At 74.1% G+C, this 22,763-nt stretch carries 16 protein-coding genes and 1 pseudogene; 8 read left to right on the top strand and 9 right to left on the bottom strand.

Annotated features, from left to right (window positions below; genetic code table 11):
* Positions 1–241: 241 nt before the first annotated feature.
* From UIS43_RS13545 to UIS43_RS13520, 6 genes and pseudogenes are all read right to left on the bottom strand, one after another.
* Complete coding sequence (locus UIS43_RS13545; protein WP_370013206.1) at positions 242–1,990, bottom strand: lipopolysaccharide biosynthesis protein; 1,749 nt, start codon at positions 1,988–1,990, stop codon at positions 242–244.
* On the bottom strand, positions 1,960–2,841 hold the full coding sequence (locus UIS43_RS13540; protein WP_013154974.1) for a sulfotransferase domain-containing protein: 882 nt from the start codon (positions 2,839–2,841) through the stop codon (positions 1,960–1,962). Before UIS43_RS13540 ends, UIS43_RS13545 begins: the two co-directional genes overlap by 31 nt.
* Before the next feature lie 197 nt (positions 2,842–3,038).
* The gene (locus tag UIS43_RS13535) at positions 3,039–4,262 is read right to left on the bottom strand and encodes a phosphotransferase (RefSeq protein ID WP_013154973.1); all 1,224 of its coding nucleotides are present in this window, start codon (positions 4,260–4,262) and stop codon (positions 3,039–3,041) included.
* A pseudogene (locus UIS43_RS13530) lies at positions 4,262–5,668 on the bottom strand (ligase); the annotation flags it as partial. The gene UIS43_RS13535 and the pseudogene UIS43_RS13530, both read right to left, overlap by 1 nt.
* Positions 5,668–8,229, bottom strand: a complete 2,562-nt coding sequence (locus UIS43_RS13525) for a lipopolysaccharide biosynthesis protein (RefSeq protein WP_370013205.1) — start codon at positions 8,227–8,229, stop codon at positions 5,668–5,670. The gene UIS43_RS13525 and the pseudogene UIS43_RS13530, both read right to left, overlap by 1 nt.
* A 216-nt stretch (positions 8,230–8,445) precedes the next feature.
* Positions 8,446–8,838, bottom strand: a complete 393-nt coding sequence (locus UIS43_RS13520; RefSeq protein WP_013154970.1) for a hypothetical protein — start codon at positions 8,836–8,838, stop codon at positions 8,446–8,448.
* A 440-nt stretch (positions 8,839–9,278) separates the two neighbouring features.
* On the opposite strand from UIS43_RS13520, the gene purN reads away from it, so the two are divergent.
* From purN to UIS43_RS13505, 3 genes are read left to right on the top strand one after another with little or no spacing between them, the layout of a single operon-like run.
* Positions 9,279–9,914 (top strand): phosphoribosylglycinamide formyltransferase, encoded by a 636-nt coding sequence (gene purN, locus UIS43_RS13515; protein WP_019609760.1) that lies wholly within the window; start codon positions 9,279–9,281, stop codon positions 9,912–9,914.
* Positions 9,911–11,479, top strand: coding sequence for a bifunctional phosphoribosylaminoimidazolecarboxamide formyltransferase/IMP cyclohydrolase (purH, locus tag UIS43_RS13510; RefSeq protein ID WP_013154968.1), 1,569 nt, complete (start codon positions 9,911–9,913; stop codon positions 11,477–11,479). Before purN ends, purH begins: the two co-directional genes overlap by 4 nt.
* A 16-nt stretch (positions 11,480–11,495) precedes the next feature.
* Positions 11,496–12,353: a bifunctional methylenetetrahydrofolate dehydrogenase/methenyltetrahydrofolate cyclohydrolase gene (locus tag UIS43_RS13505; protein ID WP_013154967.1), complete on the top strand. Its 858-nt coding sequence runs from the start codon at positions 11,496–11,498 to the stop codon at positions 12,351–12,353.
* A gap of 135 nt (positions 12,354–12,488) precedes the next feature.
* Here UIS43_RS13505 and UIS43_RS13500 read toward each other — a convergent pair whose 3' ends face one another.
* A complete protein-coding gene (locus tag UIS43_RS13500; RefSeq protein WP_013154966.1) occupies positions 12,489–13,094 on the bottom strand; it encodes an FHA domain-containing protein in 606 nt (201 codons plus the stop codon).
* A gap of 526 nt (positions 13,095–13,620) precedes the next feature.
* Here UIS43_RS13500 and UIS43_RS13495 point away from each other — a divergent pair.
* Together UIS43_RS13495 and UIS43_RS13490 are read left to right on the top strand one after the other, a co-directional pair.
* A complete protein-coding gene (locus UIS43_RS13495) occupies positions 13,621–14,100 on the top strand; it encodes a DUF3017 domain-containing protein (protein WP_370013204.1) in 480 nt (159 codons plus the stop codon).
* 183 nt (positions 14,101–14,283) lie between these two features.
* Complete coding sequence (locus UIS43_RS13490) at positions 14,284–15,501, top strand: NADP-dependent isocitrate dehydrogenase (RefSeq protein ID WP_013154964.1); 1,218 nt, start codon at positions 14,284–14,286, stop codon at positions 15,499–15,501.
* 565 nt (positions 15,502–16,066) lie between these two features.
* Here UIS43_RS13490 and UIS43_RS13485 read toward each other — a convergent pair.
* Positions 16,067–17,362, bottom strand: a complete 1,296-nt coding sequence (locus tag UIS43_RS13485; RefSeq protein ID WP_071622736.1) for an LCP family protein — start codon at positions 17,360–17,362, stop codon at positions 16,067–16,069.
* 182 nt (positions 17,363–17,544) lie between these two features.
* On the bottom strand, positions 17,545–18,666 hold the full coding sequence (locus tag UIS43_RS13480; RefSeq protein WP_013154962.1) for a galactokinase family protein: 1,122 nt from the start codon (positions 18,664–18,666) through the stop codon (positions 17,545–17,547).
* Positions 18,667–18,900: 234 nt separating this feature from the next.
* Here UIS43_RS13480 and UIS43_RS13475 point away from each other — a divergent pair, with 234 nt between their 5' ends.
* The 3 genes from UIS43_RS13475 to UIS43_RS13465 all read left to right on the top strand — a co-directional run bounded on the left by UIS43_RS13475 (position 18,901) and on the right by UIS43_RS13465 (position 22,643).
* Positions 18,901–20,025 carry a YihY/virulence factor BrkB family protein gene (locus UIS43_RS13475; RefSeq protein WP_013154961.1) on the top strand — a complete coding sequence of 375 codons (1,125 nt, stop codon included), beginning with the start codon at positions 18,901–18,903 and terminating at the stop codon, positions 20,023–20,025.
* 181 nt (positions 20,026–20,206) lie between these two features.
* Positions 20,207–21,379, top strand: a complete 1,173-nt coding sequence (locus UIS43_RS13470; RefSeq protein WP_013154960.1) for a glutamate--cysteine ligase — start codon at positions 20,207–20,209, stop codon at positions 21,377–21,379.
* Between the two features lie 25 nt (positions 21,380–21,404).
* Positions 21,405–22,643 (top strand): M20 family metallopeptidase, encoded by a 1,239-nt coding sequence (locus UIS43_RS13465; protein WP_370013203.1) that lies wholly within the window; start codon positions 21,405–21,407, stop codon positions 22,641–22,643.
* Positions 22,644–22,763 lie beyond the last annotated feature (120 nt).

Here is a 22,763-nt window from a genome sequence, read left to right as displayed (position 1 = left end):
CTCTGTGTAGTCGCTGGGAGGGTCGCGGCGAGGCGCACCGGTTGTCCACAGGCGGGGGAGGGCGTCTTCCGCCGGGCGCGCGCAGGGGCTTTCATGGATAACGGGGGGTCCCCCGGGCCCGCCCGCCTCGGCGTGCCCGCACCGCCTCCGGCCGCGCTCCCCGACTGGGCGTCCTCGGCCGCCGCGTGCCTGCACTACCTTCAGCCACCGCCGGACACCCCTCCGGCCGCCGCGGCACGCCTCACCGGCGCGGGTCCAGGCCCAGCAGTCCGCGCAGCGACCACACCGTCACCAGGTGCCCCACCGCTCCCGAGGCCACCGCCATCGCCAGCGTCGCGATCCCGCCGCCCAGCAGTGCCTCCAGCAGCAGCGGCAGGACGCCGAACCACGTCAGCGCGCTGGCGGTCGCGGCCAGCACCGGGCGGCTGAACGGGTGCAGCACCACGTGGGACCGCAACTGCCACAGCGGGAGCAGCTTGCGCACCAGCATCGCGGCCACCAGGGCCACGGCCGCCCCGGTCGCTCCGGCCACGGGTACGAGCAGCACGCACACCAGCACGTTCGCCGCCAGCGACAGCACGTTGTTGACCAGGTTGAGCCGGGTCAGCCCGGTCATCGTCAGGACCAGGTCGCTCATCCCCAGCGCGGCGGCCGTCAGTTGGCCCGCACACACCACGACCAGCGCCGTCGCCCCCGCCGCGTACTCCGGCCCGAACAGCCGCATCACCTGGGGGGCGAACACCAGAACCGACAGGTACAAAGGCCACAGAAGGCACACCAGCCACGCCGTTCCCGCCTGGTAGAGGGCCCGGACCCCGGCGTGGTCGCCCGTCGCCAGCTGTTCGGCGAACCTGGGCTGGGCCGCGTACAGCACCGCCTGCGTGCCGAACTGGCCGACCACCATGACCCGCGTGGCCGCCGTGAACACCGCCGCGCCGGTCAGCCCGCCCAGGAGCGCCACGAGGACCACGCCGCCGCGCTGCACGCCCATCTGGGCGACCGCGGCCACCGCACGCGGCAGGGAGAAGGCCCAGAACGTCCGCGCCTCCACCCGCTCCACGCTCTCCTCCACGGCCTCCGGAGCCACGGCCGTCTCCGTGGTCGCGGACTCCTCACGGGCGCGGCCGATCTCCGAATCCACAGCCGTCCCAGTGGCACTGGGGGCACCATAAGTCCCCCGCTTCCCCACGGGCGCCGCTTTCCCGAGGGCATCCGCATCCCCGGAGCCGTGCGTCTTCCCGAGGGCATCCGCACCCCTGGAACCGTGCGCACCCCCGGATCCGTCCGCATCCCCGGAGGCCCCACCGGCCTCGGGAACGGCCTGGCGCACGACACGTCCCAACCAGAACCACGCCACCACGGCCGCGGGCAGGTACGGCCCGGCCCACGCCAGCGCCAACAGCCCCGCCGCCCCCGACAGCGCGACCCCCGTCACCAGGGCCAGCTGGGCCAGCGGGCGGCCCACCTTGTCCACCAGCACGGTCCCGGCCATGTCGTGGTGGGCCCGCGTCGCGGCCAGGGCCGTGTCCGCCAGCACCGCGAACGGCAGGAACACCGCCAGCAGCCGCAGGTAGACCTCCGCCTCGCCGCCGCCCAGGCCCCGCGCCACCGGACCGGCGCACACCACCAGCAGCACCGCCAGCGCGCACGCCGCCAGCACGGCCGGGGCCGCGGCCGTCCGCAGCAGCCGGGGCACGCCCCCGGGTTCGCCGAACACGCGCATCCGGGCGATGAAGTACACCAACCCGTCCGACGCGCCCAGGTTGGCCACCACCGCGGCGATCAGGAACACCGACGTCGCCGAGAACAGCAGCCCCGCCGTCTCCTGGGAGAACGCCCGAGTGATCGTCACGATCACGGCGAGGTTCAGCGCGGCGCCGACCACGGCCCCCGCCATGTTGACCGCCCCGCCGCGCAGCACGCGGCGCAGTCCCGCCCGCTCCCGCTCCGCCGCGGCGGTCACGCGCGCCACGAGGGGACGCGCCCCCACCAGTCCGCCAGCCGCGCGTCGCTGTCGGCGAACCGCGCCGCCAGTTCCGCTCGCAGCCCCTCGGGCATGCTCGTCCGGGCGCGCGCGTTGTGCCTGCCCGGGGCGTCGCCCGGCCCGGGCGGCAGCCCCAGGAACCGCTCCACCTCACCCAGCGCCCTCGCCGTGCCGTCGAACAGGTCGGCGTGGTCCACCACGTGCATCCGGTCCCGCCCCAGGTGCTTCTCCATCCGCTCCAGCTGATCCGCGTAGCGGCCGCGCGCCACATAGCCGTGGTGCTGGTGGGAGTACGACCGGTACCCGGGGTCGGCCAGCATCCGCTCCTCCTCACCGGCCAGCCGCTCCGGCTCCAGTTCCAGCGCCCGCTCGAACGGTTCGGTCTCGAACCCGCGCGCGGTCTCGTGCGCGTGCGCCGAGTAGGCCCGCTCCACCGGGTCGCGCAGGATGACCACCACCCGCGCGTCCGGCAGGTCGCGGGCGATCCGCTCGGCGGCCAGCGGGTGGAACAGGTAGTACGGGCTGGACTCGACCACCCTCACCCGGGGACGCCCCCGCCGGGCCCGCAGCCCCGCGCGCGGGGGGAAGTACGCCCGGTACCGGTCCGGGCCGCCGCGGTAGCCGGTGTCGAAGTAGTGCACCCCCTTGCGCAGGGTGGGCCCGGTGACGCACGGGTGCAGGCACAGCGTCCTGAACAGCGACGTCGTGCCCGAGCGCTGCGCCCCGCAGATGAGGAAGTCGGGCAGCGCGCGGGCCGCCGCGGTGAGCGTGCCCAGACCGTCGGCGAGGGGCAGGAGCGCCTTCCGGGCCGGGACGGCCATGCGGTGGAACAGGACGGGAACGGTGCTCCGGGGCATCACGTGCTCCTTCTGTCGCAGTTTCGGTCACCCCCGGCCGCCGTCCTCGGCGCCGGGGCTCGGCGGGTCGTGTCGATCGATCGGGTGGCCTGGTTCGACGAACCGCCCGGACCCGAGAGGACCGCTCAGGCCCGGCCGGACGTTCAGGCCCGGCCGGACGTTCAGGCCCGGCCGGACGTTCAGGCCCGGCCGGACGTTCAGGTCCGGTGGGCGGCCTCGTGGGCCGCCCTCTCCTGGAGCCCCTCCAGCGCGGGCAGCAGCCAGTCGTCCACGGCCGCCAGGTGGCCGCCGCTCTCGTCCTGCCGGTCGTGCAGGTACCGGGTGGCCAGGTCGATCAGGTACAGCGCCATCACCGTGGACACCGTGTGGGAGCGCACCCCGGTCTCGGACATCAGCGGGTCGCGCAGCAGCCGCGACCCGCTCTCCAGCCACCGGTGCACCCCCGGGTGGACCCCGGCCTGCACGCACTCGTTGAGGTCGTAGTGCAGGGCGTCGAAGCCCGCGGGGGCGTCCATGGCGAGGCGCTCCCAGTCCCACACGAACGCGCGCCGCGCGGTGCTGGCGATGTTCCACCTGGTCAGGTCGCCGTGCCAGGCTCCGAACGGCACGTACACGTCGGGCAGACGGCGCAGCGCCGCGCGCAGGGGCGCCACCTCGGGGCGCGTGCCCAGCGTCACGATCCGCTCCTCCAGCGACCTGCGGTAGGGGCTGTCGGACAGCCTCCGGCTCCGCACCCTGGACAGCCCGACGATCTGCGTCACGCACCTCAGCAGCTGGCGCCGCGTGGGCCGGTCGGTCTGGACGCCGACCGGCAGCGCCTCCTGCACCAGCAGCGGGTGGCCGTTCCACTCGCCCTCGTGCAGCAGCCGGGGGACGGTCACGTCCGGCAGGCGGGCCTCGGCCAGCTGGCGCAGGGCGCGCGTCTCGGCGCGCACCAGGCGCGAGGTCAGGTCGTTGACGGCCACCTTGGCGTAACCGATCGTGCGTCCGCCGGGGGTGAGCAGCAGGAGCACGGGCTTGCGGTTGGCCCGGGGCGGGCCCACGTGGATGGCGACGGCCAGGTCGCGGTCCAGCGCCGTCGTGAGCGCGTGCTCGATGCCCGGACCGGCCCCCACGTACAGCCGGTCGCGCAGCAGGAGCGGGGCCAGCCCGGTGGCGAACGCCCCGGTCAGCAGCAGCGTGCGCGCCCTCTCCCGGAACGAGTGCCCCTGGGCGAAGGACGTGATGCCCCGGGTGGCAGCCGACCGGTCGTGGGCGGGCAGGATCACCCGGGGGTTCTGCGCGTTGGGGACCGGAAGGTACTGGGTGCCCCGGTCGCGGTGCGCCAGCCGCCGCATACCGCGGTCGCCGGGGCCGAGCAGCCCGCCGCACGGCCACAGCACCGCGGCGAGGTCGGTCAGGTAGGTCGTCTCGCTGTTCACCAAGGACCCCCGCGGGTGCGCGCGGTCCGCCGCCGGAGCACCGGTTCCTCGCCACGCCACAGCAGGGCGACGGCGACCATGGTGACGGCCAGCGGGGACATCAGCGCGACGTAGAAGAACATGTACCAGAACAGCAGCAGCACGGTCAGCAGCGCGCCCCGCCCCTCCAGCGTGGCCGCGCGGCGGTAGCGCCACACGACGTGCGCGAAGAAGGCGAGCATGAGGCCGGTGCCCACCCAGCCCCCGGCGATCAGCGTCATCCACAGCTGTCCCGCATTGCCGATGACGTGCTGTCCGCAGCCGGGACACTCGGAGGTGGGGCCGATCGCGATCGACTCCGAGCTGCCCAGACTCTCGCGGGTGGTGCCCCACCCCATGACCGGGGACAGGTGGGCGGCCTCCACGGACGCCGCGTTGGTGGCGGCCCGGCCGTCGTCGCTGTGCGGGTTGTCGATCCTGGTCCGCACCACGTCGGCGAGCGGTGAGGCGGCCAGCGCCAGCAGCACCGCCAGGCCCGCGACGGCGCAGGCGCCCACCAGGACCACCCGGCCGCGGCGCAGCGCCACCAGGGCCGCGAAGGCCGCGGACAGGGCCAGCCCCGCCCACAGGGCCCGGTTGAGCGAGTACACGGCGGGGACCACGGCCAGCGCGGCGGCGGCCAGCCCGCCCCAGCGCACCCACCCCGAACCCTGCGCCACCCAGCCCACCACCAGCCACACCAGCAGCAGGGAGAGCATGTAGCCCCAGACGTTGGTGTACTCCCAGGGCGCCTTCGGGCGGGCCGACTCGTACCCGAAGATGTCCATGACCTGCGCGGACGCCGGGTGGATGAGGGTCTGCATGTAGGCATCGGAGGCGAGGGCCTCGGGGAGCAGGTACTCCATCGGGGCCGTGAACTCGAACCGGGGTGCGAGCATGCCCAGGTAGCCGCCCGCGACCGTGGTCAGGCACAGCACCGCCAGCGCGCCCACGACCGCGCGCGTGGGCAGTTCGCGCTCGGAGAGGTTGCCGACGTAGAGCACCAGGACCGTCAGCACCAGGTAGTTGACCGCCCGGAGCACGGCGCCGCCGTATCCGCCGCTGCCCGGCACCGTGCCGGGCATCTCCAGATGGACCAGGCACAGGCCCAGCACCGTCCACAGCAGGAACAGCGCCCACAGCCAGAACCCCGGGGGGACCCGCAACCCCGTGGCGCGGTGCCGGCGCACCAGTTCGGCGGCCATCGGGACCGCGAACAGCCAGTACGCGAACTGCCCCAGGCCCAGCGCCCACCACAGCGGATACCCGGCCAGCAGCCAGAGCAGCGGCCGACCGTCGGTCCCGCCCGCCGGGAGCGGGCCCCCGACGACGGGGCCCGCCGCCCCGGCGGTCGGCCGGGGGGCGCTCGCGGACGTGCTCCAGGCCATCAGTTCCGTGTCCCCGGGGCCGTGTCCGGGGCCGTGTCCGGGGCGGTGTCAGGGGCGCTGTCCGGGGAGTCGGAGTCCCCGGCGGCTCCGGTCGGCCGGGACTCCTCGGCCCCCTCGGCCGCGAAGGCCACGAGGGCCTCCGTGGCCTCGGCGCCGCTGACGGTCGCCTCGGGGTCGTGGGGCTCCCGCGCCTCGGCGGTCCGGGCCAGCCCGAAGGCCATCTCCGCCTCCGAGGCCGTACCCGGGGCCGCGGCGTCCTCCTCGGTCCGGCCGGTCCCGGCGGCCTCGGGCGTCACCGGGATCTGGGTGGCGCCGTCGCCTCCCAGCACGCGGGGGACCTCCAGGCCCGCGGGTATCCCGCCGTCGCGGGGGGCCGCCGCGTCCTGCGCGGTGCCGTCGTCCGCCCCGGCCGCCTCCGCGATCCGCTCGGCCGTCTCGGCTTCGGACACCCCGGAGCGCTCCTGGGCGGTGTCGTCGCCTCCGGCGCGCTCGTCACCGGCGCGCTCGCCGCCGCCCGGGACCGCGGACTCCGCGTCCCCGTCGCGAGCCCGCGAAGGCGTGCCGGCGGCACCGTCGGCCGTGCTCCTCCCGCTCTCCGCGGCCTCGGGCTCCTCCGCGGCCTCCGCCCGCCGGGGACCGGGAACCCCGGGGACACCCTCGGCGTCCCTGGGAGCCGGGGGCCGGGCCGCCCCGCCGCGCCCCCGCGTCCCCGCGGTCCCGGCGGTGGCGGGCAGCTCGCTGACGATGCCGGTCAGCGTGATCCCCGCACCGGCGCGGCCCTTCGCGGCCCCGGCCGCCTCGTCCGCCCCGGCCGCTCCGTCCCTTCCGGGCGTGCGGTCGGGCCCGGTGGTCTGTTCCCCGGCGACCGGCTCGGCCGCGGACGGCGACGCCACCGGCGCGGGTCCGGCCAGCGGCTGGCGCGGCAGCACGGCCGTGCCCGGAACGGGAACCCCGAACCGGTCGGCGAGGACGAGCAGCTCCCCCAGTTCGGCGCGGCGCGTGCGGTCCAGTTCGACCACCGGCAGCATCAGGTCGGCCGAACCGGCCAGCGCGTGCGCGTCGGCCCGCTCGCTCACCGGCGCCACCGCCACCACCACGTACTCCGCCCCCGCCCGCAGCAGCCGCACCAGTTCCGGCATGGCGGTGCCCTGCACCGGCGCGTCCATACCCGGCGACCCGTAGCGCAGCACCCGCAGACGGGGCACCGCGTCGGGCCGCACCTCCAGGTCGGCGGGGTCCTCACCCTCCAGCAGCGCCTCGGCCAGGCCGGGGCCCTCCGGCAGCCCCAGCAGCTCGCCGACCGCGTCGGTGCGGGGGTCGGCGCACACCAGCAGCGTCTCCGAGCCCGTGCGGGCCAGGGAGGCGGCCAGGTTCACCGCGGTCGCCGCACCGGCGCGGCCCGGGGTGGTCGCGGTGACGAGCAGCACGCGGCCGAGGACCGCCTCCTCGTCCCCGAGGAGCACGGCCAGTTCGCCCTCCCCCCGGGCGCCGTCCGCGCCCGTTCCGGCGCGGTCGGACACCCCCGTCCCACCCGCCCCGGTCGGCCCAGCGACCTCCGAGGGTCCGCCGGCCGCCGCGGGAACGGGGACCGCGGCGAGGCGGGCGCGCACCAGGTGCGCGAACTCGTTGACCCGCTGCCCGCGCCGGTCGCCGTCCGGCAGCAGCCCGGGGGAGCGCTGGCCGCGCCCGACCCGCTCGGACAGGTCGAGCAGCACCGGCACCGCCCCGATCCGCCCGGTCTCCTCGGCGTCGTGCAGCCTCGGGTCGAGGCGGTCGCGCACCACGGCCGCCAGCAGCCCCGTCAGCAGGCCGAGCGCGGCGCCGCCGACCAGCCACAGGGCGGGTATCGGGCTGCTCGCGCGCTCGGGGAGCCCCGCCGGGGTGATGACACTGCCGGGCTCGACCGTCTCCGCCAGGGCGCTGAGCGGGCTGATGCCGTTGCCCAGCTCGGTGATCTCCGCGCGCAGAGCCTCCACCCGCGCGTCCGCGCCGGGGGCGGCGGACTCCCCGGCGGTCTCGGCGAGGGCCTCGTAACGGGCCTCCTGCTCACCGCGCAGCGCCTCCAGGTGGCTCTCGATCAGCCCGTCGATCCGCTCGCGGCGCAGTTCGAGGTAGGCGTCGGCGTAGGCCTGCGCGCCCGCCCGCGCGGCCTCGGGGCTCCCGGCGGAGTAGCTGATCTCCAGGACGCTGCTGTTGGGGGGAACGCTCACGTCCACCCGCTCGCGCAGGTCCGCCACGGAGGGCGCGGCACCGCCCTCCTCCGCCAGGGCCTCGGCCACGGCGGACGACACGCGCTCCGACAGCAGGACCTGTGCCTCGGTGTCGAGGTTGACGTCCCCGGCCAGGCGGCCGGAGCGCTCCCCGGTGAACTCGGCCATCCCGCTGGGCTGGACCTGGACGGCGGAGACGGAGGTGTAGGCGGCGGGGAGTGCGACCACCGCGGCGGAGGCCAGGGCCAGCCCGCCGAGCACCCCGGCGCCGACGAACCGCCAGCGGCGGCGCAGCAGTGCCGTGTACTCCCTCAGTTCCGGTCCGGACGGGCCGGGAGCGTCGGTGTCCATCGAGTCCTCTCCGCGCAAGGGTGGTCAACACTTTTAGTGATTGATTGCATACTAAGTGTAATCCCTTGGGGGGTCTCCGCAGCGTGGGCGAGCGGCCGTTTCCCGACTCGGGTAGCGACCGGAGCCGGAGAGCGCGTCACCACCCGGGAAGGACCCCGGGCACGCGAAGGGGGCGGCGGGACACTCCCGCCGCCCCCTTCGGGCACCCCGACCGGCCTAGCTGATGACCACCGTTGGCGGAAGGCCGGTGGAGGACTCCCACGCCTCGTCGCACTCGTTCTGGCTGGAGACCGTGTGCGCCAGGGCCGAGCAGTCCCGGTACTGCGCCATCTGCTCCTGGTACACCACGGCCACCGCGAACAGCGACAGCGACATCACGATCCCCAGCACGCCCACGACCACGCTCATCAGCGCGCCCGGCGCCTCGGTGCGGTTCGCCCGCGCGGCCCGCCTCGCCCGGAAACCCTGCACGACACCGAACACGGACAGCACGACCCCGTAGGGCGGCAGCAGCAGACCGGCCGCCCCGAAGAACAGGCCCCACAGGCCGCCGCGTTCGGCTCTGGGCGGCTGCCCCTCGGTCCGGGGCTCCGGGCTGTTGTCGGTCAAGGTTCACTCCTTATGCGCGCCCCGCTCGGGGCGCCGTGGTCGCCTCCGCCGCACGGAGGCTACCCGTCGTCCATGGTCACGCCGGTCCGCGGGCCGCCGAGACCCCCGTCACAGGCCGGCCAACACCCACTCCCCGTGGGTAGACGCTACCTGGACCGATAGGGTGGGAACGCGGGCGGGCCCAACGGGCGCGCCCGTCGCCCGCCCGTCACCCGCCACCACCCCCAACGGACGCCTCCGGCCCACGGAAGCCCGCGGGGGAGCGCCCGGCGGAGGACGATCGGGTCACCCGCGCACCACGCCTCCGGCTCCGGTCCCGTGCCGTCCCCGGACCGGCGTACGCGGGATCCGGATGCTGCGCCGTCCCCCGGCGCCCCCGGAAGGCGAGGGGCGGCTCTCGCACCGTTCTCTACACAATGGGAGAAGCATTGTCCGCGCGAGTGGTGGTCCTCATATCGGGCACGGGCAGCAACATGGCCGCCCTGCTGGAGGCGGCCAGGGACCCGGCCTACGGGGCGACCGTCGTCGCCGTCGGCTCCGACCGCGAGGGGACCCGCGGCATCGAACTGGCCGAGGAGGCCGGTGTGCCCGCGTTCGTCGTCCCCTTCCGCGACTACCCCGACCGTTCGCGGTGGAACGCCGCCATGGCCGAACGCATCAGCGAGCACCGCCCCGACCTGGTGGTCTCCGCGGGCTTCATGCGCATCCTCGGCCCCGCCGTGATCGGCAGCCACCCCGCGGTCAACATCCACCCCGCGCTGCTGCCCTCCTTCCCCGGCGCGCACGCCGTGCGTGACGCGCTCGCCCACGGTGTCCGCATCACCGGCACCACCATCCACTTCCTCGACGAGGGCGTCGACTCCGGTCCGATCATCGACCAGGTCGCGGTACCCGTCCAGGACGGCGATGACGAAGCCAGCCTCCACGAGCGCATCAAGTCCGTGGAGCGGACGATGCTGGTCGACACGGTCGGCAGGCTCGCCCGCGAGGGCTGGACCATCGACGGCAGGCACGTGCGGTTCGGCCGCACCGAGCAGCGCGTCACCGACGCGACCGACACGAAGGAGAACCGGTGACCCAGCAGGCCATCAGGCGTGCGTTGATCAGCGTCTACGACAAGACCGGTCTGGAGGAGCTGGGCATCGGCCTGGCCGAGGCCGGGGTGGAGATCGTCTCCACCGGCTCCACCGCCGCGCGGCTGCGCGCCGCCGACATCCCCGTCACCCCCGTGGAGGACGTCACCGGCTTCCCCGAGATCATGGAGGGTCGCGTCAAGACGCTGCACCCCTCCGTGCACGCCGGGCTCCTGGCCGACCAGAACAACCCCGAGCACGTCGCCAGGATCAAGGAGCTGGGCATCGCCCCCTTCGACCTGGTCGTGGTCAACCTCTACCCCTTCCAGGACACCGTCGCCTCCGGCGCCTCCGAGGCCGACTGCATCGAGAAGATCGACATCGGCGGCCCCGCCATGGTGCGCGCCTCGGCCAAGAACCACGGCAGCGTCGCGATCGTGGTCGACCCGGGCAGCTACGACGCCGCCCTGGAGGCCGTCCGCGACGGCGGCTTCACCCTGGAGCAGCGCAAGCGCCTGGCCGGGCTCGCCTTCCAGCACACCGCCGCCTACGACGCGGCCGTCGCCGACTGGTTCGCGGCCGACTACGCCCCCGACACCGAGGCCGCCGAGTCGGGCTGGCCCGGTTTCCTGGCCGCCGTCCACCACCGCAGGGACGTCCTGCGCTACGGCGAGAACCCCCACCAGAAGGCGGCGCTGTACACCGTCGCGGGCGCCCCGCGGACCGGCCTGGCCGGAGCCGAGCAGCTCCACGGCAAGGCGATGTCCTACAACAACTACGTGGACGCCGACGCCGCGCTGCGCGCCGCCCACGACTTCGACCAGCCGTGCGTGGCCATCATCAAGCACGCCAACCCGTGCGGGATCGCCGTCGGCGCCGACAACGCCGAGGCCCACCGCAGGGCGCACGCCTGCGACCCGGTGTCGGCCTTCGGCGGCGTCATCGCCACCAACCGCCCCGTCGGCGAGGAGCTGGCCGGGCAGATCGCGGAGATCTTCACCGAGGTCGTCGTCGCCCCCGCCTTCGAGCCCGCGGCCGTGGAGATCCTCAGCCGCAAGAAGAACATCCGCCTGCTCGTGGCGCAGGGCTCCGGCCCCGGCGCGGGCGTGGAGCACCGCCAGATCAGCGGCGGCCTGCTGGTGCAGTCGCGCGACGCCATCGACGCCCCCGGCGACGACCCCTCCACCTGGACCCTGGCCACCGGCGAGCCCGCCGACGAGGCCACCCTGGCCGACCTGGCCTTCGCCTGGAAGGCCGTGCGCGCGGTCAAGTCCAACGCCATCCTCCTGGCCTCCGGCGGCGCCACCGTGGGAGTGGGCATGGGCCAGGTCAACCGCGTGGACTCCGCACGCCTGGCGGTCACGCGCGCGGGCGAGAGGGTGACGGGGTCCGTCGCGGCCAGCGACGCCTTCTTCCCCTTCCCCGACGGCCTGGAGATCCTCACCGGGGCGGGGGTCCGCGCCGTCGTCCAGCCCGGCGGCTCGGTCCGCGACGAGGAGGTCGTGGCCGCGGCCAAGGCGGCCGGCGTGACCATGTACCTCACCGGGACCCGGCACTTCTTCCACTGAGCGAGGAGACACACGCATGAGCGCGATCGTCCTGGACGGCAAGGCCGTCGCCAAGTCCATCCGTGAGGAGCTCTCCGAGCGGGTGGCGAAGCTGCACGACCGCGGCGTCACCCCCGGTCTGGGCACGGTCCTGGTCGGCGACGACCCGGGCAGCCACTCCTACGTGCGCGGCAAGCACCGCGACTGCGCGCAGGTGGGCATCGCCAGCATCCGCCGCGACCTGCCCGCCGACGCCACCCAGGAGCAGGTGGAGCAGGCCGTCCGCGAACTCAACGAGGACCCGGCCTGCACCGGTTACATCGTGCAGCTCCCGCTGCCCAGGGGTCTGGACGAGAACCGCGTGCTGGGCCTGATCGACCCGGTCAAGGACGCGGACGGCCTCCAGCCCTCCAACCTCGGCAAGCTGGTGCTGATGCAGGAGGCGCCGCTGCCGTGCACCCCGCGCGGCATCGTGGAGCTGCTCACCCGCTACGAGGTGCCGCTCAGGGGCGCCGAGGTGGTCGTGGTCGGGCGCGGCGTGACCGTGGGCCGCCCCCTCGGCCTGCTGCTGACCCGCCGGTCGGAGAACGCCACCGTCACCCTGTGCCACACCGGCACCCGGGACCTGGCCGAGCACACGCGCCGCGCGGACATCATCGTCGCCGGCGCCGGTGTGCCGGGCCTGATCACCAAAGACATGGTGAAGCCGGGCGCGGCCGTGCTGGACGTGGGCGTCTCGCGCACCGAGTCGGGCCTGGTCGGCGACGTCGTCCCCGACGTGGCCGAGGTGGCCGGGCACCTGTCGCCCAACCCCGGCGGCGTGGGCCCGATGACCCGGGCGATGCTGCTGGTGAACGTGGTGGAGGCCGCGGAGCGGCAGGCCGCCGCCCTCTAGGCACGCCCCTTCCGGGCCCCGTCCGGGGGCGGGGCCCGGCTCCGGCGTCACACACGGGCCGAAATCGCTCACTCCGAGTGACCGACCCCGGCCCGACCGTCGGCGCGAGGCCCCGCGGCGGGGCCGGGGGAGCGCTCAGCTGGCCTTGCGGGCCGGTCCGCCCATCGGCATCGGCCGCACCAGGCCCAGCGCCACGACCTCGTTGGCCAGCCGCGTCCTGCGGTTCTGCCCCTCGGGGATGCGGAACTTCTGGTACAGCCGCAACAGGTGTTGTTTGACCGCCGCCTCGGTGACCACCAGCGCCTCGGCGATGTCCCGGGCGGTGGCGGGGGCCACGAAGGCCTCCTCCGACAGCGCGGGCTGGCACAGCGCGGTCAGCACGTCCAGCTCCCGGCGGGTGAGCTCGGGGGCGGCGCCGCGGCGCAGTTCGATGTCGGGGCTGATCTGCTCCTTGGGCAGTCCGCCGACCCGGCAGCGCGCGGTGCCGAAGCTCACCACGTCGCCCTCCTCCAGCACCCGGCGGGCGATGGGGCGGCCGTTCACCCGGGTCCCGTTGCGCGACAGGCCCAGGTCCACCACGTAGACGTAGGGGCCTCGGCGGACCAGTTCGGCGTGCAGCTGGGAGACGCTCGGATCGTTCAGCCGGATGTCGGCGCCCTCCCCCCGACCGATCGTGGTGACCTCACCGGCGAGCTGGCGTATGTCCCCGGTCTCTTCGATGCGGAGGTAGGGCCCGTCCACGGTGGTTCCTCCCGGAGTGGGGTGGCGCTGCCGGTGGGGGTGCGGGCGACGGTGGTGGAGGGGAGGCTGTCGTGGGGTGACGGTTCGGTCTACGCGTGGAGTGGGCTTCATGGGGGTGGTCCTCGCTCACCGGTGCACTCAATCTCCAGCTTGGTTACCCGGGCGGTAAGCGTTCTACGCGCTTACTCCGGAGTTAGACGGATAAGGCGTGCAAATACGGCTCTGTGGCCGAACCGGAAGCGGGAAACGGTCATGGGCGGTTGGGGCCCGGGCCGGACCGTTTCCGTGAGCCCTGAGGAGTCGGCGATACGGATCACTACAATGGGCGCAGTCTCTCCCGGACGGGAAGCCTCGCTTCCCGCGCGGCGCCGCCGAAACCCTCACGGACGCGAGCCTCCGGAGCGGTGTTCGGTTTTCGGACAGCCAGTCCTCGACGGGCGGCCGGTCCGTGCCAGTTCCCGGGAGAAGACCGTGAACGAGCCGCGAGGCGGCCAAGCACATTCGTAACCGAACGGGTCGGGACGCGGTGGACAAGGCGGGGCAGGCGGATTTGGCGGACGCGGACGAGGGCGCTCCCGGTGCGAGGGCGCCCGGGGAGGCGGCCCGCGACGGGCGGGTGCCCGAGGGGGGAGCGCCGGACGGGGGCGGCCCCGAGGTGCCGGAGCCCGGCGGCGGCTCCGCCCGGGACTCCGGGGAGGTCGCGCGCGGGCGGACCGCCGGGGAGGAGGGGCCCGAGACGCCGTACTGGCTCTCGCAGGTGCCCTACTTCCTGGTCATGTCGGCGCTCGCGGCGGGGATCGTGGTCGTGGCCGCGGCCTACTTCAAGCGCGGACCGGCGATCATCGCGGGCGCGCTGCTGCTGGCGGCGACCTTCCGGGTGCTCCTGCCCCGGGACTGGGTCGGGATGCTCGCCGTGCGCCGCCGGTGGATCGACCTGCTCACCCTGACCACCCTCGCGGTCCTGCTGATCGTGCTGGCATGGGTGGCGCCGCAACTGTCCGCTTAGGCGTCGAATAAGCTTGACGTCGAGATACCGCGACACCGAGAAGCCACCGCCTCGCCGGGGAGCACGGACCCCGGGCGGGACCGGTGGACCGCCGGGTGCGCGGACCGGCCCCCGGCCACGAGCCGGACACGGGTCCGCGGCGCACGAGGCGGCAGCGAAGACTGAAGGGACAGCCACACAGCCATGGCCAAGATCAAGGTCGAGAACCCCGTAGTCGAGCTCGACGGCGACGAGATGACCCGGATCATCTGGTCCTTCATCAAGGACCGTCTGATCCTCCCCTACCTCGACGTCGACCTGAAGTACTACGACCTGGGCATCGAGGAGCGCGACCGCACCGACGACCAGATCACCGTCGACGCGGCCAACGCCATCAAGGAGCACGGCGTCGGCGTCAAGTGCGCCACCATCACCCCGGACGAGGCCCGGGTCGAGGAGTTCGGCCTCAAGAAGATGTGGCGGTCGCCCAACGGCACCATCCGCAACATCCTCGGCGGCGTCGTCTTCCGCGAGCCCATCATCTGCGAGAACGTCCCCCGCCTGGTCCCGGGCTGGACCAAGCCGATCATCATCGGCCGCCACGCGCACGGCGACCAGTACAAGGCCACCGACTTCAAGGTGCCCGGCCCCGGCACGGTCACCATGACCTACACCCCGGCCGACGGCAGCGAGCCGGTCGAGTTCGACATCGCGAACTTCCCCGAGGCGGGCGGCGTCGCGATGGGCATGTACAACTTCCGCAAGTCCATCGAGGACTTCGCGCGCGCGAGCCTGAACTACGGCCTGGACCGCAACTACCCGGTCTACATGTCCACCAAGAACACGATCCTCAAGGCCTACGACGGCATGTTCAAGGACGTGTTCCAGGAGATCTTCGAGACCGAGTTCAAGGACCGCTTCGACTCCGCGGGCCTGACCTACGAGCACCGCCTCATCGACGACATGGTCGCCGCGGCGCTCAAGTGGGAGGGCGGCTACGTCTGGGCCTGCAAGAACTACGACGGTGACGTGCAGTCCGACACCGTCGCCCAGGGCTTCGGCTCCCTCGGCCTGATGACCTCCGTCCTGCGCACCGCGGACGGCCGCACGGTCGAGGCCGAGGCCGCCCACGGCACGGTGACCCGCCACTACCGCCAGCACCAGCAGGGCAAGCCCACCTCCACCAACCCGATCGCCTCCATCTTCGCGTGGACCCGCGGCCTGGAGCACCGGGGCAAGCTCGACAACACCCCCAAGGTCGTCGAGTTCGCCAACACCCTGGAGGACGTCGTCATCAAGACCGTCGAGGGCGGCCAGATGACCAAGGACCTCGCGCTGCTCGTCGGCGGCGACCAGGAGTTCCTGACCACGGAGCAGTTCCTCGCCGCCCTGGACGAGAACCTCGCCAAGCGCCTGGCCTGAGCCCCCGCGCACCGTCCGTTCGGCGGTGTACGCGGCGGGCCCGGACCCGGACGGTCCCGATCGGGGCCGTCCGGGTGAGACCTCGCTCACGCCCGGCCGCCCCCGAGGGGCGGCCGGGCGCCGTCGTGTCCGGGGCGGGGAGGGGCCCGCTCCCGAGGGGGTCCGGGTGTCGCAAACGCGGTGTTCGCGGGGTTCTGGGGCCTCGGTCGGCCAAAGTTTCCCGGCGTGTTTCCCGTGTTCGGCGTACATACGCGGGCCCGTGGTGGGAGGATGGCAACGCCGGACCACCGCAGAGGCCCGAGGGTGCGACATAGGCCACGTGCACAGGATTCGCACCTTAAGCGAGCTTTGACCTATTGTGGAGACGTGCCGGTGAGAACCGGCAGGCCAGAGCGGGTTTCGGCTCCTCTGCCACCATGACCGACGTGCCGGCCGTGCGCCCGCTGGGGGGTAGGCGCGCACAGTACGGAACGTCACGAAGAAGGGCCCGTCGCCTCGGCGACGGGCCCTTCGCCTTTCCCCGGACCGCCCGCTTCCCCCGGGCCGCTGCGGTCCGACGTCCGGCCTACTCCTGGAAGGCGCTCTCGGGGATCGGCTCCCCGGCCCGCATGGCGGCGAACATCTCCTCGGAGCGCACCTCGTCCCAGACCACCACCGAGCCGACCCCGTCCAGCGTGGGGGTCTGGCCCACGGGGATCGCGGTGGTCTGCGTACCGCCGCGCATCGCCAGGAGCATGCTGGCCAGGTGCCGCAGGTCGTCGCCCTCGTCCACCATGAAGGTGTCGGTGCCCGCGAGCACCAGCGGGATGGACTCGAAGGGGTTGAACAGCGTGGAGGGCGCGCTGGCCGTCTGGACCAGCGCCGAGAAGAACTCGCGCTGGCGGGCGATGCGGTCCAGGTCGGCGCGCGGCGTGGCCCGGGTGCGCACGTAGCCCAGGGCGGTGCCGCCGTCCATCATCTGGCAGCCCGCCTCGATGTCCAGCCCGGCCTTGGGGTCGGCCATGGCCTCCTCCGGGCACAGCTCCACGCCGCCCACCGCGTCCACGATGTCGACGAAGCCGCCCATGCCGATCTCCACGTAGTGGTCGATGTGCACGCCCGAGGCGCGCTCGAAGGTCTCCACGAGGGGGGCGGGGCCGCCGCAGACCTCCTCGCCCGCGTCGTTCGTGCCGCACACGGCGTCGGCGAAGGCGGTGTTGATCTTGTTGTCGGCGTAACCGGGGACGGCGAGGGGGACGTAGGAGTCTCGGGGGACGCTGACGATGGTGGGCTCGCCCTCGTCGGGGATGTACAGCACCATGATGGTGTCGGTCCGGCGGCCCTCGGCGTAGCCGGTGGCCATCTCGTCCATCTGCTCCTCGGACAGGCCCTGGCGGCTGTCGGAGCCCACGATCATGTAGGTCGTGCCGGGCTGCCCGTCCGGGCGGCCCTCGTAGTCCAGCAGGGCCTCCACCCGCTCCAGCCGCGAGTTCGCGTACACGTAGAACCCGCCGACGAAGACCAGGGGCAGGACCAGCACCAGCACCAGCACGGTCACCGTGACGGTGGTGGCCAGCCGGCGCTTGCGCTCCTTGCGCCTGCGCTCGATGCCGCGGCCGTCGTAGACGCGCCCGGCGCTGTGGGTGCGCCGGGACCTCTGGGACTGCTGAGGCCTCTGGGACCGCCTCGGCCGCACCGGGGGCACGTCCTCGGCGGGCGGGAGCCGACGCGTCTCGCCGACCACCCTCTGCTCGGACTCGCGCGGGCGGTAGAGCTTCTCGAACTCGTCCGGCCTGCCCGGGGTCCCGCCGCGCCGGAACACGCCCTGCCTGTCGTGCTCGCCGGTGCGGCCGGGGTCGTCCCGGTTCCGTCGGTCAGCCATCGCATCGCCCATCTGCTCAGCGCCGTGGATCGCCTCGTCGCTTACTTCCACCCTGTGTGATCGCGAAAAGGGTAGCGGGGTTCGGCGCAATGTCACGGTTCGGCCTCTCGGATCCGGAAGGCGCCCGCCGCGCGACCGCCTCCGCACGGTGCTCGGGCCCCGCGCCCGTCGCCCCGACCGGCTCAGCGCAGCCGGTGGGCGCCCGCGGAGGGCACCGCGGCGCGCACGCGCGGGGGGACCCGGCCGTCGGCGCGGAACTCCCGGGCCAGCGCCTCGCCGATCCCCTCCACGCGCTCCTCGGCGGCCAGGGCCAGCACGGTCCCCGCCCAACCGGACATCCGCACCCCGCGCGCCCCGGCCCGCGCGGCGGTCTCCGCGGCCAGCTCCACCTCCGGAGTGGGCAGCCCGAAGCCGCGCAGGGACAGGTGGGACGCGGACAGGATCGGTCCGACCTCCCCGAAGCGCCCGGCGCGCAGCAGCCCCACGGCCGCGTTGAGCCGGTGCACCTCGGTCACCGCGTACTCGACCCGGCGGCGCAGCACGGGGTCCGGCAGGCTCGCCAGCGCCCCGGACAGGTCCTGGACGGCGCGCAGCGGCCCGAGCGTGCGCTGCGCGCGCTCCAGCTCGGCGGAGCGGGCCGCGCGCAGGTCGCGCCGGGGCAGGGCGCCGGTGTCCACCACCACGAGCCTCAGCCCGGCCTCGGCGAGGTCGAACGGCAGCACGGTGGTGCGCAGACTCCTCAGGTTCACCCGGACCGCGCACCCGGGGCGGGCCGCCAGGGCCACCCGCTGGTCGGCGGTGGCGCCCTCGGGCGGGGGACCGCCGCCCAGGTCGGCCAGGGCCAGCGCCACCGCCGCGCCCACGGCGGCCGCGTAGCCCAGGGAGGCGTGTTCGGGCAGGTCCGCGCCCAGCACCGCGCGCACGCCCGTGTCGCCGCCCAGGACACCCGTCCGGCGCGCGGCGGCCACGGCCCCGGCCACCGCGCGCGCCGCCGCCTCCCGGGGGCGCAGCGGGCCGCTCGGGGCGGCCACGTGCACGCCCGGGTCCGGCGCGGGGCCCACGGCGGCCGTCACGCCCCAGGGCAGGGCGGCGTACAGCCCGGCCCCCGCGCCGGCCGCGGTGTGCTCGCCCATGACCGCCAGGCGCCCCGGCGCGTGCCACACGCCCGCGGGCGGCGCCTGGAACCGCGCCCGGTACTCCCCGACCAGTGCGTCGGCGTCCGGCGCCTCCTCGGGCCAGTCCCCCCGAGGACCCGCCGACCGCACACCCAACACGGCACGCAGCCGTGCCCCCGCGCCCCCCACCGAGGCCCCCTTCCGCCGGATGGATCTCCGTCCCCCAAGTCTGCCCAAGGCCCGGACGTGTCCGTGATCACCCCCGCTGAAGCGCTTCGTCCCCGTACGGGGGTGTTCGCCGCCGAATCCGGCGCGGAGGCTTCACGGGGGAGCGCGGCGCCGCTACGGTTGCGGGCCACCGGTGACCGCGGAGCCGCGCGGGGTAGGGACACGGGTGACACGTGCGACGGAGAGGGAGGCCGCGTGGCCGCAGCGCTGGACCGGGCCAGGGACACCGGCAGGCACTACCGGAACCTGGGCATGGACGCGTACTGGGAGCTGCGCAGGCGCAGGCCCGCCCTCGACCACCTGGTCCGGGCCTACGAGCGCTACGCCGACCGCAACGGCAACCAGCTGGCCGGAGCGGTCACCTACTTCGCCTTCCTGTCCTTCTTCCCCCTGCTGGCGCTGGCCTTCGCCGCGGTCGGCTACCTCGCCGCCGTGCAGGTCGAGGTGGGCGACTACCTCCAGCAGGCGCTGGACGGCGTCCTGCCGGGCCTGTCCGAGCAGCTGCCCATCGACGAGATCGCCCAGGCCCGCGTGGGCGCCGGTGTCATCGGTGTGCTCGGTCTGCTCTACGCGGGCCTGAACGCGGTGTCGGCGCTGCGCGAGGCCCTGCACTCCATCTGGCTCAAGAACCTCAGGGAGGGTCCCAACATCCTCCTGCGCAAGCTGGCCGACCTGCTGGTCATGCTGGGCCTGGGCGCGGCGCTGCTGCTCGCGGTGGCCTTCACCAGCGTCGCCCAGACCGCCACGCAGTGGCTCCTCGGGCTGGTGGGCCTGGACGGTTCGCTCCTGGCCAACCTGTCCCTGCGCGCGCTGGCCCTGGTCATCGCGGTCGGCGCCAACATAGTGATCTTCGTGCTGGCCTTCGCGCTGCTGTCGGGCAGCGGGCGGCCCACGCGGATGATGTGGAGGGGAGCCCTGCTGGGGGCGGTCGGATTCGAGGTCCTCAAGGCCGCGGCGGCGGTGCTGCTGGCCGGGACGCTCGGCAACCCCGTCTACGCGTCCTTCGCCGTCCTGGTCGGGCTGCTGGTGTGGATCAACCTCGTGATGCGCCTGGTGATGTTCAGCGCGGCGTGGACGGCCACGTGGCTGCCGATGCCGCCGCCCTACACCGGCTCCCTGCCCCTGCCGGAGGAGCACGGCATGGACTGGACCCGCCCGGACTGGGTCTCGGGGGTGACGGCGCGGGTGGCGGCGCGGGAGGCGGCCGAGCGCCGCCGGGCACGGCGCGCGCTGGCCGGGGTGTTGTCCCTGCTGGGAGCGGCCGGTGCCGCGGGCACCACGGCGTGGGCGCTGCGCCGACGCCGCGGCGATCGCGTGTAGGCGTTCCGGCGGCACGCCCGAAACAGAAATTCTTTCCACGGAATTCGCATGAAGCGAGGCGATTGTCCCGTATGTGTGCGGTGCGTGAGGGGTAGTCCTCCCCTGTCCCGGTTGACCGGTTCTCCGGGGCGCGACGGTGCGACGGCCGGGGACGGCCGCAAACACCCCCTTCGGAGGGCAGATGGGAATCGCATTCAACTCGTCCGAACGCGCGACGATCGGAGTGGAGTGGGAACTCCAGCTCGTCGACCGGCGCAGTCGGCACCTGAGACAGGAGGCGCCCAAGCTCCTGGCCGAACTCCCCGAGCTCAGCTCCGACTCCGCCCCGCCGCTGCGCCACGAGCTCATGCAGTCCCAGGTGGAGGTCGTGACCGGGATCTGCGAGACGGTCGAGGAGGCCAAGGGCGACCTGGGCCGCAACATCGACCGCATGAGGGAGGTCCTCGCGCCCTGGGGGACCACGCTGACCTGCTCGGGAACCCACCCCATCGACGACTGGCGCGACCAGGAGCTCAGCCCCGGCGAGCGCTACGGCGAGCTGGTCGAGCAGATGCAGTGGCTGGTCCGGCGCATCCTGACGTGCGGCGTCCACGTCCACGTCGGCGTGCGCGACAGGGACAAGGCCATCCCCATGGTCAACGCCCTGTCGCGCTACCTGCCGCACTTCCTCGCCCTGAGCGCGTCCAGCCCGTTCTGGGGCGGACAGGACACCGGCCTGGCCTCCTCCCGGTCCGTCATCTTCGGCACGCTGCCCACCGCGGGGCCGCCGCCGAACCTTCCGCACTGGGCCGCTTTCGAGGAATACCTCGAAACGCTTCTCCGGGCAGGTACCATCGCCTCTATCAAGGAAGTGTGGTGGGACATCCGTCCGCACCCTGATTTCGGCACCATCGAGATCCGGATGTTCGACGGTATTCCCACCCTGCGCGAGGTGGGAATGGCCGCCGCGCTCTCTCAGAGCCTGGTGGAGCTGTTCGATCACCAGCTCGACCGCGGGTACGGTCTGCCCAGCCCGCCGTCCTGGGTGGTGAAGGACAACAAGTGGCGTGCCACCCGCTACGGACTCGACGCTCGTGTCATCACGGACGCGCGCGGAACCACGGTTCCGCTCCGCGACGACCTGTACGAGCTGGTCCGCGAGCTGAAACCGGTCGCGACCCGCCTGGGTTGCGCCGAGGACCTGGACCTGATCTCCGAGATCCTGGACAAGGGCGCCTCCTACGAACGTCAGCGCGCGGTCATCGCCGAGGGCGGGACCCTCGACGACGTCGTGGACATGCTCGCCGCCGAGCTCCAGGGCGGTCCTCCCACCCGCGCAAGGGTCGGTGCCGGCGACGGAGCCGGTACGCGCTGAGACGTGGAGAAGAGGGGACCCTCGCATGCAGGGACATGACCTGCCGGAACAGTTGACCGCTTTCCTGGCGCGGCACGGGCGGGAGCTGAGCGGCTTCCGCCGGGACCTGCACATGCACCCCGAACTCGCCTTCGCCGAACACCGCACCACGGGGCGGATCGCCGAACGCCTGCGCGAGGTGGGCCTCGAACCGCGGGAACTGCCCCAGGGCACCGGTCTGGTCTGCGACATCGGATCCGGCACCGGTCCCCTGGTGGCCCTGCGCGCCGACATCGACGCCCTGCCACTGACGGACGAGAAGGACGTCCCCTACCGCTCCACCGTGCCGGGGGTCGCCCACGCCTGCGGGCACGACGTGCACACCACGGTCGTGCTGGCGGCCGGGGTCTTCCTGGCGCAGCTGGAGAGGGCGGGCGCGCTGCCTGGCCGGGTCCGGCTCATCTTCCAGCCCGCCGAGGAGCTCCCCGGCGGCGCCGTGGAGGTGATCAACGCCGGGGCCATGGAGGGCGTGGACCGCATCTTCGCCCTGCACTGCGACCCCCGCCTGGTGACGGGCCGGGTCGGGCTGCGCACGGGCGGCATCACCGCCGCCTGCGACCAGCTCATGGTGCGCCTGTCGGGCCCGGGCGGGCACACCGCGCGCCCGCACCTGACCTCCGACCTCGTCTACGCCCTGGGCAAGATCGTCACCGAGCTGCCCGCCGCGCTGTCGCGGCGGATCGACCCCCGGGCCGGGTTCAGCCTGGTGTGGGGCAGGATCAGCGCCGGCTCCGCGCCCAACGTCATCCCCGACGACGCCGTCGCCGAGGGCACCGTGCGCTGCCTGGACGACGAGGCCTGGCACGCGGCCCCCGACATCATCAAGGGGCTGGTGGAGTCGGTGGCCTCGGCCTACGGCGCCGAGGCCGAGGTGACCTACCGGCGGGGCGTGCCGCCCACCATCAACGAGGCGACCAGCGTGGCCCTCATGCGCGAGGCCGTCACCGCCGCCCTGGGCCCCGAGGCGGCGGCCTCCACCCCGCAGAGCCTGGGCGGCGAGGACTTCGCCTGGTACCTGGAGCACGTCCCCGGCGCGCTGGCCCGCCTGGGCACCCACTCCCCGGACTGGGACGGCCCCATGCTGGACCTGCACCGGGGCACCTTCGACGTGGATGAGCGCGCCATCGGCACGGGCACCCGCTTCATGGTGACCACCGCGCTGACGGCGCTGTGGGAGAGCTCGCGCCGCGACACCCGCGTGGACACCGAGGAGGCCATGGCCTGAGGCGGCCCGCGGGACGGGGAGCCCCGAGCCGCCGCGCGCACCGCGGCGGACCCCAGCGCGCACGAGCGCATAGCACCACCCGGCTCCCCGCCCGCCGCCCCGGCCGCCCGACGCGGCGAC

Source organism: Nocardiopsis sp. LDBS0036 (genome assembly GCF_041228755.1).
GTDB classification, from domain to species: Bacteria; Actinomycetota; Actinomycetes; order Streptosporangiales; family Streptosporangiaceae; genus Nocardiopsis; species Nocardiopsis dassonvillei.
Note: the sequence above shows the minus strand (reverse complement) of the source record. Positions and strands in the feature narration are given on the sequence as shown.

Bases quoted from the DNA above. Each gene is read 5' to 3' on its own strand.
- UIS43_RS13470 (WP_013154960.1), top strand. From the start codon at position 20,207: ATGGGAATCGCATTCAACTCGTCCGAACGCGCGACGATCGGAGTGGAG.
- UIS43_RS13490 (WP_013154964.1), top strand. From the start codon at position 14,284: ATGGCCAAGATCAAGGTCGAGAACCCCGTAGTCGAGCTCGACGGCGAC.
- UIS43_RS13525 (WP_370013205.1), bottom strand. From the start codon at position 8,229: ATGGACACCGACGCTCCCGGCCCGTCCGGACCGGAACTGAGGGAGTAC.
- UIS43_RS13540 (WP_013154974.1), bottom strand. From the start codon at position 2,841: ATGCCCCGGAGCACCGTTCCCGTCCTGTTCCACCGCATGGCCGTCCCG.
- UIS43_RS13505 (WP_013154967.1), top strand. From the start codon at position 11,496: ATGAGCGCGATCGTCCTGGACGGCAAGGCCGTCGCCAAGTCCATCCGT.
- UIS43_RS13465 (WP_370013203.1), top strand. From the start codon at position 21,405: ATGCAGGGACATGACCTGCCGGAACAGTTGACCGCTTTCCTGGCGCGG.
- UIS43_RS13485 (WP_071622736.1), bottom strand. From the start codon at position 17,362: ATGGCTGACCGACGGAACCGGGACGACCCCGGCCGCACCGGCGAGCAC.